The sequence below is a fragment of the Citrobacter sp. CK181 genome (assembly GCF_030333595.1).
GTDB lineage: Bacteria > Pseudomonadota > Gammaproteobacteria > Enterobacterales > Enterobacteriaceae > Citrobacter_B > Citrobacter_B koseri.
Window position 1 is genome coordinate 313,835 of the sequence record NZ_JAOWFN010000006.1, and the last position, 12,067, is coordinate 325,901.

12 protein-coding genes, 1 pseudogene and 1 other annotated feature are annotated in these 12,067 nt (G+C 46.3%); of the genes and pseudogenes, 6 read left to right on the top strand and 7 right to left on the bottom strand.

Annotated elements, in window-relative coordinates; genetic code table 11:
* Window positions 1-305: 305 nt before the first annotated feature.
* Both OGW17_RS02005 and OGW17_RS02010 read right to left on the bottom strand, forming a co-directional pair.
* Window positions 306-1,529 carry a Shedu immune nuclease family protein gene (locus tag OGW17_RS02005; protein ID WP_049128144.1) on the bottom strand — a complete coding sequence of 408 codons (1,224 nt, stop codon included), beginning with the start codon at window positions 1,527-1,529 and terminating at the stop codon, window positions 306-308.
* A 367-nt stretch (window positions 1,530-1,896) separates the two neighbouring features.
* Window positions 1,897-2,814, bottom strand: coding sequence for a hypothetical protein (locus OGW17_RS02010; RefSeq protein WP_049128145.1), 918 nt, complete (start codon window positions 2,812-2,814; stop codon window positions 1,897-1,899).
* 413 nt (window positions 2,815-3,227) lie between these two features.
* On the opposite strand from OGW17_RS02010, the gene OGW17_RS02015 reads away from it, so the two are divergent.
* The gene (locus OGW17_RS02015) at window positions 3,228-3,806 is read left to right on the top strand and encodes a YagK/YfjJ domain-containing protein (RefSeq protein WP_049128146.1); all 579 of its coding nucleotides are present in this window, start codon (window positions 3,228-3,230) and stop codon (window positions 3,804-3,806) included.
* 107 nt (window positions 3,807-3,913) lie between these two features.
* Window positions 3,914-4,120 (top strand): helix-turn-helix transcriptional regulator, encoded by a 207-nt coding sequence (locus OGW17_RS02020; protein WP_074185172.1) that lies wholly within the window; start codon window positions 3,914-3,916, stop codon window positions 4,118-4,120.
* Here OGW17_RS02020 and OGW17_RS02025 read toward each other — a convergent pair.
* Both OGW17_RS02025 and OGW17_RS02030 read right to left on the bottom strand, forming a co-directional pair.
* Window positions 4,091-4,618, bottom strand: coding sequence for a YbaK/EbsC family protein (locus tag OGW17_RS02025; protein WP_049128147.1), 528 nt, complete (start codon window positions 4,616-4,618; stop codon window positions 4,091-4,093). The genes OGW17_RS02020 and OGW17_RS02025 overlap by 30 nt on opposite strands.
* Before the next feature lie 137 nt (window positions 4,619-4,755).
* Window positions 4,756-5,364, bottom strand: a pseudogene (locus tag OGW17_RS02030) (DUF1062 domain-containing protein).
* 344 nt (window positions 5,365-5,708) lie between these two features.
* Window positions 5,709-5,802 (top strand) — a sequence feature (Trp leader region).
* A 146-nt stretch (window positions 5,803-5,948) separates the two neighbouring features.
* On the opposite strand from OGW17_RS02030, the gene trpB reads away from it, so the two are divergent.
* On the top strand, window positions 5,949-7,142 hold the full coding sequence (trpB, locus tag OGW17_RS02035) for a tryptophan synthase subunit beta (RefSeq protein ID WP_049128148.1): 1,194 nt from the start codon (window positions 5,949-5,951) through the stop codon (window positions 7,140-7,142).
* Window positions 7,142-7,951, top strand: coding sequence for a tryptophan synthase subunit alpha (gene trpA / locus OGW17_RS02040; RefSeq protein ID WP_049128149.1), 810 nt, complete (start codon window positions 7,142-7,144; stop codon window positions 7,949-7,951). The genes trpB and trpA overlap by 1 nt, the downstream gene beginning before the upstream one ends.
* A 128-nt stretch (window positions 7,952-8,079) precedes the next feature.
* Here trpA and OGW17_RS02045 read toward each other — a convergent pair whose 3' ends face one another.
* The 3 genes from OGW17_RS02045 to OGW17_RS02055 all read right to left on the bottom strand — a co-directional run bounded on the left by OGW17_RS02045 (window position 8,080) and on the right by OGW17_RS02055 (window position 10,496).
* Window positions 8,080-9,510, bottom strand: a complete 1,431-nt coding sequence (locus tag OGW17_RS02045; protein WP_071257413.1) for a retropepsin-like aspartic protease — start codon at window positions 9,508-9,510, stop codon at window positions 8,080-8,082.
* Between the two features lie 184 nt (window positions 9,511-9,694).
* Complete coding sequence (locus OGW17_RS02050; RefSeq protein ID WP_049128151.1) at window positions 9,695-9,919, bottom strand: helix-turn-helix domain-containing protein; 225 nt, start codon at window positions 9,917-9,919, stop codon at window positions 9,695-9,697.
* A 13-nt stretch (window positions 9,920-9,932) separates the two neighbouring features.
* Entirely contained in the window at window positions 9,933-10,496 is a 564-nt protein-coding gene (locus OGW17_RS02055; RefSeq protein WP_049128152.1) for a DUF2975 domain-containing protein, read from the bottom strand.
* 451 nt (window positions 10,497-10,947) lie between these two features.
* Here OGW17_RS02055 and OGW17_RS02060 point away from each other — a divergent pair, with 451 nt between their 5' ends.
* Window positions 10,948-11,205, top strand: coding sequence for a YjhX family toxin (locus tag OGW17_RS02060; RefSeq protein WP_064383128.1), 258 nt, complete (start codon window positions 10,948-10,950; stop codon window positions 11,203-11,205).
* A gap of 10 nt (window positions 11,206-11,215) precedes the next feature.
* Window positions 11,216-11,962 (top strand): SAM-dependent methyltransferase, encoded by a 747-nt coding sequence (locus OGW17_RS02065; protein ID WP_049128072.1) that lies wholly within the window; start codon window positions 11,216-11,218, stop codon window positions 11,960-11,962.
* Window positions 11,963-12,067 lie beyond the last annotated feature (105 nt).

Sequence of the window (12,067 nt, forward strand, 5' to 3'; positions counted from 1 at the left end):
GGCGGGGATTCACAGAGATGATATCTATCTGAAATTATTTTGAATTTTAGATTAATATACAAAGGACCTTGTGTAGCCCAGGACTAAACGAGATCCGCTTCGTGCCAGAAACGGACTTTACTAAAATCATCATGACTTCATCGAGAGTAAGCAGATGGACAATATATATCTGTAACAGTTATAGGCTCTTATATAATTCAATAGAGCATCTGCAGTTCAGATACTCTTCTTAGACTAAATAGAACTTATTTTCAGATAGAAGTTTTAAGGGGTAAATTTAAGACTAGACAATAAATATGTTTAATCTAACCACCTAAAGCAGTAATGGTATTTTCGAGTCTTCGTAAAAGATCGTCATAAGTGATAATATCCATCATGTGTGCATATTTTCTTTTTATGATTTCAAAGTCAAGTTGTTGGTTAGGACTCATATCCGAACCATCGATTTTATCACGTCCTACAATGATAATAGCCTTAGGGTTGGAAATATGAATGCTCATTCCTGATGGCAATGAAGAAGCATACTTTTGAGTAAGGGTCTGTTCTCCTTTTACTCCCCATTTTGATAGGTGAAAGAGATATTTTTCAGCTTGCATTATAGTCCCACTCAACTCTGAAGTGGGGATGCTATTACCTCTGTAATCATTTTTCTTGAGAATTCTGTCATCAAAAGGTTTCTTAATTTCAATTATATCAATATTACCGCTGGCATCGATAAGTGCTATGTCAATAAATCGATTGGTTTTCTTATTTTTATTGCTGTAATAATCATGAATGGTTACATTATTAATTACCATAATGTACTTTGGAAATAGGAGGAGAATAAAAGAAACCATCAAATCCTGCCATTCTTTCTCTGTCCAATGTTTCTTATTATGTAATGCATCTTTTACTAGATCTCTGATTAAAATGTATTTTTGAATCTCAAGTTTTTTGATTGCTTCTAAATCTAGCTGAGGTTTATAGTAGGTAGACCTTTTTTTAAGGTATGTTTCATATCTGTACTGAGCATCTTTCATGCCATTTATATATTGGGATAGCATTGTACTTACACGTGCATCTGCATATTTATTCAATTCTGTAGTGTTAGGGAATTTATCAATTAATTTTTTATAAGCCTCCCAAGGTATTGCTTCAGGATCTGGGCCTCCTATCACAATGGGGTTTGTATGGTCTAAAAGTTCAGACAGACGCCTAAAAATTGAGATATATCGTTCAGCAATAAATAATTTACGATTTAAAGCTATATCTTTGCTTATAAGTAGATCATTCGCAATATCAAGGATACGGGCTGGAATCTTAATGTAATTATTAATGTATATTCCAAATTTAAAGCGGAAGGTAAAACTCTCAAAATCCTCATTAGAACTTGGTTTGCATATCAGGTCACTAAATTCAAATAAAAAAACGCGAGATATCGTTACCTCACTGTGTTTCTTTAGTTCGATCCATACCCACTCGTTGTTTTCTAAAGGCCCCGCAGAATAATGAAATTCAAGTCCTGTTTTTGTAACTATAAAACTTATCATTTTCTTCTCTTTGCTAAAACCAAATGTACATTAAGCTTAATATTTTTAGGATAATGATTTAGTGTTACTTGGTTGTCAATCACATCTTTGGTATAAGGCATTAGCCATTTTATCAATTGTATCTGCAAATTCTTCTATATAGGAAGACCGTTTCGTCCGCTCCTCGCTCATAGCGGACCTTCAGATCAGCCAGCTTGCACGCTTCGAGCCAGAAGTAAACGTTCTAATTTTCATACCTCGACTATGTGCTCTGTACGTAACGGGACAAGGAGGAGATAGTGAGAGGACCCTGGATCGACTCAAAGGGTCGACTCAGATTCATCACTACAATGAGAAATCAGACGCAGAAACCACTGGGATCACAACGCTATTTAGCAGATCGCCGATAAGATTTCGCCGCTTGCCAGGCATGTTTCATCTTCTCAATAAACTCCAGTTTCTCTTCAGGTTGGATGTTCCACACATCCATAGCCGCAATAATCATGTCATAACGCATAGACGTATTATAAGGGCGAAGATAGCCCGCTATTCGTCCTTTTCCTTTGAGATAGTCCCAGAGATAAACTAACTGAGTTTCATCATCACGTGAAATCCAGTCAAAATCTGTCAGAAAAAAATCATATTGCTCAAGCCAACGATCATGCAGTTTTCTGAAATAAGAGATCTTATCTCCAAGTGAGCATGGAGCTTCATCAATGTATCTCATCACACCGTTGATCAGTTCACGCTCAGTTACCGGAGTGGGATTGTACACATCGGTACTTGCTCCCGCGTTCAGATAAAATCGAGAGAAAAGACGTTTCGTTTTTTTCGAAGCAGTCGCCTGTGGATTAGTTATCAAGTCCCAATCAATATCGTCCAAATCGATATTCAAATTAGAGAAATCAATATTGGTGAAGATATTATCGTCCATTAAAAGGGAATTAAAATCACTAGAACAACCGACGTCATTCCCCAACCCACCAAGCGTCAACCCTGCAGATTTTACTGGGTATTCAAAAATGTAATGGTGAGCAAACCACGATGCTCTTGGTGTACCTTTGAAACATTCAAAATAGTCTTTATCAATCAGTTGCAGGTCAGCCCATTCTTTAAGAGTTTTCCGGCCAACTTTGATACTGTCCTGATCGCCCAAGAAATACCGCTCAAGGATCTGAGAGATCAAACGTCGAAACTGATCCGGCGTTTCATAAGTACTGCACAGTAACGAGTGATCTGAATCGAAAAACCTATCCAACATTTTAAGGTACATTATCTCGTAACGGATCATATCGTAATGCAACATCGTCTCTTCCCTCTAACTCTGGCTCCTGAACACAGATTAGCATGAGCATCTTTTAGGTAGAGGGAGGCGGGTCACAGGCTGAGGAATGGCTGATTTTTTACTGATATCCTACTGATTTTATTGTGATAAAAGCCTGACATTTTACTGCATTATTCCTGTTGTTTTCACTCTACGATCCTCCTCTGTTCACCTCATTAGAATCGTTCAACAGCAGATATGAACATTTGGGTTTTTAGTATAATTAAGGGGCACTCCCTGTTTCTATACCACCCTGTTCACAGCTCCTTCCCCCAATCATTAACCCTGTCTGTATTCCCCTGGATACACGGCTCCCTGTATCTGCCGTATCCCCTTCTCTTAAAAATTACATCTCATTCCAATCCTTTGTACTCCACCTGACAAAGGATAAATCAATGCACACACCTTACCCTTTCAATTCCAGATACACGATGAACTGGTTTCTACTGTCTCTACTCAATGACCACCTGAATCAGCTACTGAACCGATACTCGCGAATACAGGCACTCAGACTCGACCTGTTCTATCAGAAAGGTACAGAGCGTTATAAACGTCATTCATGGAATGAAACCGAGCGAGAAGTGCGCATGCTGGTTGAACGTACCCTGCAGCACACAAATCTGGCTGGGTATTTCTGGGTACTCGAGAATTCTGTAGACCACGGCTGCCATACCCATATCGTGTTCTATCTCGACAGGCACCTTAATCAGGCTACCTACCCAATAGCTGAGAGAGTTGGAACAATATGGAGGGGAATAACGCAACGAGAAGGCTATTACAACCGCTGCGAATACAAGTCCACTTATGAAGTCAGTATTGATAGGCCGGTGAACTACGGTGATACCGAAGCCATCGATAACCTGCGCTACATCATCAGCTATCTCGCCAAAGAAGAGCAAAAGCACGGTCACTATCACTACGGAGCCAGTGAGGTACAGCCCCCCAGTGGACTGGGGCGTCCTCGCACTTTGTAACTTACGTTCTGCATTTTATTACGTATCAATCCATTGATGTGGAAGGGCTGGTAGTAACGAGCAATCAACCACCAGCTCAGGATAATCCCACAATGGAAGAAAACATCATGACAGAACAAATTTCTTTGCTTGATGACCAACTGGTGGATATGCGGTTCATCACGAAGCTTACAGGGCTTACGGACAAGTGGTTCTACAAACTGATAAAAGATGGCCTGTTCCCGAGACCAATTAAGTTGGGCCGCTGCTCCCGCTGGCGAGAGAGTGAAGTCGAAGACTGGCTATTAGAACGCATCCGTTGTTCGCGCGAGTAGCAAGAGCACGCTATCGGTCTGAATATCTACAGGGGAATAACCGAAAAATGTCAGTAGCCGCAATAAGTCTTTTTTAGAAATACAAACCGAAGCTGTGTTAATCAGAGGATGAAAGCCCAGTGAACGACTCGCTGATACAGAAGAATCGATAATAATTCGAATATCCCTCTCCTTGTTATGTGCAATAGCGAAAGGCGTAACCCCACCAGGTTCCACACCGAGTATTTCTATTAACTCGTCTGGTTTAGCGAAAGACAGACGCGATTCATTAAGCTGGAGCGCTAGCTCGCGAAGATCTGCCTTTTTATTGCCATCAAGAATATGCAGGTAGAAATGCTTACCAGAACTATTTTTCAGCAACAGGTTCTTCAGCAACTGTGCCGGAAAATCCGCAGCAAAACTCGCATGGTCAGCGACTGTCTTCACTTCCAGATGTGATATGTACTGAAAAGATATATCCAGCTCATTAAGCAATTTCAGAACCGCATGCTCATTCATATTTCCCCCTAAGTTTCATCACTGCCTTTAGCTTATGTCACAGGCAATGTAATTCACCTGAAGCTCATCTTGAATCAGTCCTTCTGTTAAGCCATTATCCTACTGGCACAACCGACCTCAGGATGAGCTTCTTACTTTTAACGATGTGTCAGAACTATCTTGTGCCGGGCGAACAGCGTTTCCGCAGGCAGCTGAAACTTATATTCCGCAGCCTTCAGCCTTCTTGATTTAAGCATTTTCATCGTGATACCACTTGTTTTCCCAGACTCAACTTGTCTCTTGATTTCGCCTGTGCTCAGCATGAGTTGCTTCTGCAAAATCGACAGCAAGCTGACCTGAAAAGAACGGGAAATCCTGACGCTAACCTTGACCCGTTTGCCGGGAGAAAAGCTGACCAACCACTGCTCCTAGATGCGAAAGTCAGGCCGACCCGAGATCTCGGCATTATTTCGCTTCAGCGTAGTTGTGTCATAGGCAAAATGTAGAACCGTGGCTACATCGTTCATCATCAATCGGTGATGAAGTTCGCGGTCAATTTTGCTGACGTACAAGCGCGTAAACAGGGAGATATTCCAGGTGTAATCGCAGTGTGTGCATTTATAGATACTCCACACGTCCAGCACCTTCTTTTGCAAATTAACCCGAAATGCCCCCGAAGGCAAAAAGTTCAGTTTAATGCTGCATGAAGGGCAGCGTTTCGCAATGCGCTGATACCCCACGGGCGTGGCGGTCCAGGTAACTTTCATATCCCACCTTTTTTAACCCATACAAAACCGGATCCGTACTGAGCGGACCATAGATGTTTATGTATGAAAAATATTTATGAGATATTTTTCAGTGGGTTAAAAAAAGATTTCCAACGCTAAAATCCTGTCAGCCAACAATACTTAGGTCGAGATTAACAAAGTAGCCATCATCGGGGACATGAGTTTAATCAATTCTGGTAACGTTTCTTCCTGGATGCGACGAACAGAGGTTCGAACAATTAATCGCCAAAAAAGAGTTAACCCCACCGCGAAGAACCCATTAACTAGTACATAAGTACACTTTAAACAGGTATTGGACCATGACATTCTCAATGATGACTCTGCACGGCTGGTGGCGCACTTCCCGTTAACGGGCAGTATCGTCACGTCTGCAATCCGTACACCGATACCCTGCCCGCCATGAGCGGGCTTTTTTTTGCCCAAATTTTGTCATACGCGAAAAGTCCATCGCGTAAACGCAGCTAGGAAGCACTGCGTAGTCACTGATTTTACTTCATGTGCAGAGTCCAGACCGCAGCACCAGGCCCGGTTTCCAGGCACTGCGCAAACATTAAGGAGCAATAATGAGTACCATACTTAACCCACGCTTCGGCGAATACGGCGGAATGTACGTCCCGCAAATCCTTATGCCCGCCTTGCTTCAACTGGAAGAGGCCTTTGTTAACGCACAGAAAGATCCGGCATTTCATACCGAATTTACCGGGCTGCTGAAAAACTACGCCGGGCGTCCAACAGCTTTGACCCTGTGCCGCAACCTCACCAGAGGAACCCGCACCACGTTATATCTCAAACGTGAAGATCTGCTCCACGGCGGCGCGCACAAAACCAACCAGGTTCTGGGCCAGGCGCTGCTGGCAAAGCGCATGGGGAAAACTGAAATCATTGCCGAAACGGGGGCCGGACAGCACGGCGTTGCCTCGGCGCTCGCCAGCGCACTGCTTGGCCTGAAATGCCGTATTTATATGGGCGCGAAGGATATTGAGCGTCAGTCGCCGAATGTCTTTCGTATGCGCCTGATGGGGGCGGAGGTGATCCCGGTGCACAGCGGTTCTGCAACCCTGAAAGATGCCTCCAACGAGGTGCTTCGCGACTGGTCAGGAAGTTACGAAACGGCGCATTTCATGTTAGGCACGGCGGCTGGCCCTCATCCATTCCCAACCATTGTTCGTGAGTTCCAGCGCATGATCGGCGAGGAGACAAAAGCACAGATTCTGGAAAAAGAAGGCCGCCTGCCGGATGCGGTGATCGCTTGCGTGGGTGGCGGGTCCAACTCCATCGGCATGTTTGCTGACTTTATTGATGAGACATGCGTCGGGCTGATCGGCGTGGAGCCTGCTGGTCATGGTATTGAAACCGGCGAGCACGGTGCCCCGCTGAAACACGGTCGTGTGGGGATCTACTTTGGCATGAGGTCACCAATGATGCAGACCAATGAGGGACAAATCATTAAATCCTGTTCCATTTCTGCCGGTCTGGATTTCCCTTCCGTCGGACCACAGCATGCGTACCTGAACAGCACGGGGCGAGCGAACTACGTCTCCATTACCGACGATGAGGCACTGAATGCCTTCAAAACTCTGAGCCGGAAAGAAGGCATTATTCCCGCCCTGGAGTCCTCTCACGCGCTGGCTCACGCCCTGAGAATGATGCGTGATAATCCTGACAAGGAGCAGTTGCTGGTGGTGAACCTCTCTGGTCGGGGAGACAAGGATATTTTTACCGTAAACGATATTCTGCACGCACAAGGAGAAATATGATGGAACGCTATAGCACGCTTTTTACTGAGCTGAAAACCCGTGGCGAAGGCGCTTTTGTCCCCTTTGTCATGATCGGCGATCCGGGCCCGGTGCAGTCGTTCCGAATCATCGATACCCTGATTGCGGCGGGCGCAGACGCGCTGGAACTGGGGATCCCATTTTCGGATCCGCTGGCCGATGGTCCGACAATTCAAAATGCCGCGTTACGAGCCTTTGCTGCAGACGTCACACCACCCCTATGTTTTGAAATGCTGGCCACGATTCGCCAGACGCATCCGGCTATTCCGATGGGTCTATTAGTGTATGCCAATCTGGTCTTCAACCGTGGCATCGACGCGTTTTATGCCGAATGTGCACGTATTGGGGTTGATTCGGTGCTGGTGGTGGATGTGCCGTTCGAAGAGTCGGGGCCGTTCTGTCAGGCCGCGATGCGGCATGACGTGGCCCCCATTTTTATCTGTCCACCGAATGCCGACGATAAACTCCTCCAGGAGATTGCTCGTCATGGGAGAGGTTATACTTATCTGCTCTCCCGGGCAGGGGTCACAGGTACCGAACGGCAGGCGACAAAGCCGCTGCAACATCTGATTGCAACGCTGGATAAATATCAGGCCCCGCCAACCCTCCAGGGGTTTGGTATTTCCACGCCCGAGCAGGTGGCGGGCGCAATTAACGCCGGTGCAACGGGGGCCATTTCAGGTTCTGCCATCGTCAAGATCATTGAGAAACATGTCGATAATGAGGAGGCGATGCTGGCTGAGCTGAAGGCATTTGTGATGAGCATGAAAGCGGCAACGCGTCAGGGGTAAGACCGTTAACCAGGCCTGCCTGTAACGGCGGGCCGTCAGTTACGCAAGTGACGATATTGATTAGGGGGAATAGGTCTTTTTAGACCTTTTATCCCTGACGTGAGATCGCTGGTATGGACATTGTTCCGTTACTGGAATGTCATCATCATTGAGTCAAAATCGATGGTCCATTTATAGTGTTTTAAAAACTGATGACTGATAAAACCGTCCAGAATCATACCCGATTCAGTGAAATAGAGCTCTTCTGGTAAGACACCATAAAGTCCTGTCGAATCTTTTTGAATTAAGGTACCGACAGAGATTCTGTCGATGGGCAGACGGGTTATTGCAAAACCGCCACCGCCAAGTCCGCCTTTATCGTCATCCGGAATCACGTGCTCTCCGTCCTGCAATTTCACCCCAACATAATTTAAGGCTTCTTTTTGCAACAAAATTGCGGCATCCGGATCGTCAAGACCGGAATCGAGGAAAAAGGTCATGTCTTTATTACCGTTCACCGCGCCTTTGACTATCATGAAATGCGTTCCCTCAAGGATAAATGGAACGTTTACGCCACCACCTTTGGCGACGTTGTTTTGACTTTTTTTATTTCTGGGCATCAGCACCAGTTGTCGTTCTGGATAGTCCAGCGTAGTGAGGAACTGGTGAAACACGCCAGTGGATAAAATACCGTCGACATTAATTTTTTCTCCCGTCGTTTCATCCGTAAAAACCCATGAGTCTGGAAATTCTGCAATATCAATCGGTACGTTATGCAACGTGACTTCTCCCAGACCCAATGTCTGCAGTCGGGAATAATGCGTTTCTGCGGTCTTTCCGCCGGCATACGTCCCCGTGAAACTGGCTTGCGGTTTGAGATCCAGTTTTTTTGTCATTGTCGTGTTAAGAACAAATAAATCGGCGCCAGTATCGATGAAAACATAAACAGGCTGCCCGTTTACCCTGACGGATACCACCGGTAGATGATTCATGGAGATAAACGGCAGCACGGCCCGGTCAGCTTTCCACTCGGGTTTGTAGGGTTGGTCTGTGCCAAATGCGTTCAGTAAACTCAGAAGGGCGCTTTCATGCTGACTGAGGGACTTTAGTTGCGTGTCGTCGAACAGCGTTTTCGCCTTCGAATACTGGCCTGTCTGATAATAGACGTAAAGTAGCTGAACCCGACTTCTCAGATCTCCGGGAACCTTTAGAAACAATGTTTCCGCCTGCGCATAATTGCCCTGCAAATAACGAATCAATCCCTGTGTATAGGTCGCTTCGTCCGCGTACAGAGGGTCATCTAATAACGGCTTCAGATATTCTTCGGCTTTAGCGAGATCTCCTGCGAGCAATTCATCCTGTGCAATATCCCAGCGCAGGGCATTATCAGCAGGATGTTCTGCAAGACGACTTGTTCTGGAAACGAGAAGATCGCGATAATCCTGGCGATTCAGTCGCTCGTCAGAAATGTGCTCCTGAGTATTTTCATCCTGGCGCGTATTCTCATTCTCCCCCGCAGCAAAGGGGATAAACGAAATTGAATAGAGGGCAATGGATGTTGCTATTATCCTTATAAACATAATTAATGCTCCTTTCTGATAAGATGAGTAATGCTGTGATGCGGGAATTAACTCGTTTCTGTCAACATCAGAGACCAGAAGGTCGGGGGTAATCAATATGGTTGCTACGCAATAATCGACACCGCCACAGGCAGCGGTGTTTATTCAGACGCACAGAAATGCAATATCATGACGGGTATTCTGGTTAATCTCCGTCATTCTCTTTCACGGGAATGTAACTGAACAGATCGCCCGGCTGGCAATCAAGGTATTTGCATAATGCATCAAGGGTTGAAAATCGAAAGCCTTTAATCTTCCCCTGTTTTATTAGCGACAGATTCTGCTCCGTAATTCCAATCGCATCAGCAAGTTCCTTTGACTTGACTTTCCGCGCGGCCAGTAATACATCCAGTTTTACAATAATTGCCATAACAGTTACCGCCTCAGAGGAAAAGTTTATTTTCTTCGTACAGGATACTCGCCTTTTCCAGTATTTTAGCCACTGCCATTACGCACAGCGCAATAAAAAACCAGACGACATGATAGAGCTCAAACCCGATTAATATTACACGCTCTCCTGCGGAGTTCAGCATCGTCAGCCAGTAACTGGTAATGGGATCGGCAAGCAGGGTCATCACCGTCCAGACTCCCAGTGAGGCACCAACTCTGCTCATATGTTGTGCCGATCGAGTGGAAAAATAGTTCCGTCGGGCATAGGCCTGAAACAGCGATCGTAGTTGATACAGGCAGTAGCAAAGTGGCGCCATAACCAGCAGGCTGATGACGCCGGTACCCGCAGCCTGCCACCATGGCAACGTCTGCAAACTGACGTTGAGCGCAGCGAGCCGTTGGTCAGTGAGAGACAGCGTTATCCCATAGAACTCATTCGAAAATGACAATGCGGGAAAAAACAAGACAATCGAATTTAACAAAACGACGGCGATCAGCAGTATCATGGTGAAAGTGACCATTCGTTGGCTGAGTTGTGCCAGTGCATCCGTGGACATAGAACCTCTGTGAGTCAGCAAAGCGTGATAGTGCAAACAATACACAAAATTAAAATAAAACAATAATTATTTATTGTTTTATTTTAATGAAAGTCAAAAAAATTAAAATTTAGTGTCGTATATCAATGGGTTAGTGATTTATTTCTTCAGCCTGTCTGTGGGACCGTGGATAGCCTAAAGATGAGGCCATGATCGTGGGCCGGATTGCGTTCTGGACATCGATCACATTTTTCCGACTAATACATATCCCTGCTGAAATTACGTGTTAGCATTCGCATCGTAAATATCTTTCAACTCCACCCGAGGCTTTGATGCTGGAGAATGTAATCATCTGATAATCAGTTTCCCCGACCTTTTCAGGACGAACTGATTATCAATGCGCCGAAATCGAATGCGGACACCGCTGTGTGTTTGCACGTTTTGCACACGATGATTAAACAGGTTTTCCAGTATGAATTTATCCCGTCAGGAACAACGTACCTTACACGTTCTCGCCAAAGGTGGACGTATTTCGCACGTTCGCGACACGTCAGGCCGCGTCACCGCCGTTGAGTGCTACAGCCGCGAAGGGCTGTTGCTTGCGGACTATACACTCGCCGTCTTCAAAAAACTCAAAAATAAAAAGCTGATCAAATCCGTCAATGGTCAACCCTACCGTATTAATACCACCGGGCTGAACAACGTTCGCGCCCAGCCAGATAACCGTTAAGGAGAGGATCATGGATATCCCACGTATTTTTACCATCAGTGAAAGCGAACACCGCATCCACAATCCGTTCACGGAAGAGAAGTACGCCACGCTGGGTCGCGTGCTGCGCATGAAACCGGAGACCCGAATTCTGGACCTCGGCAGCGGCTCGGGCGAGATGCTCTGCACCTGGGCCCGGGATCATGGCATTACGGGGACTGGCATCGACATGAGTTCGCTCTTCACCGCGCAGGCCAGACGCCGCGCGGAAGAACTCGGCGTCAGCAGACGCGTACATTTTATTCATAATGATGCGGCGGGTTACGTCGCCAATGAAAAATGTGACGTGGCAGCCTGCGTCGGCGCGACCTGGATTGCCGGAGGCTTTGCCGGGACAGTCGAACTGCTGGCGCAGAGCCTTAAACCGGGCGGGATCATGCTCATCGGTGAACCTTACTGGCGTCAGCTTCCGGCAACGGACGAGATAGCCCAGGCCTGCGGCGTCAGTTCGACAAGCGATTTCCTGACGCTTCCAGGGCTTGTCAGCGCGTTTGACGACCTCGGCTACGACGTGGTGGAAATGGTACTGGCGGACCAGGAAGGCTGGGACCGGTATGAGGCCGCGAAATGGCTGACCATGCGCCGCTGGCTGGAAGCCAATCCTGACGACGACTTCGCCGCCGAAGTCAGGGCCGAGCTAAACATCTCGCCGAAACGCCATGTAACGTACGCGCGGGAATACTTTGGCTGGGGCGTGTTCGCGCTCATCGCCAGGTAACAACAGGTTCCCGGTATTTCTGACCGGAGATACCGGGGCTTCGCCTTTGCTTTGATCTGATGCATCACCTGCACAATACATATTCAGTATGTTTATTAATCAGGA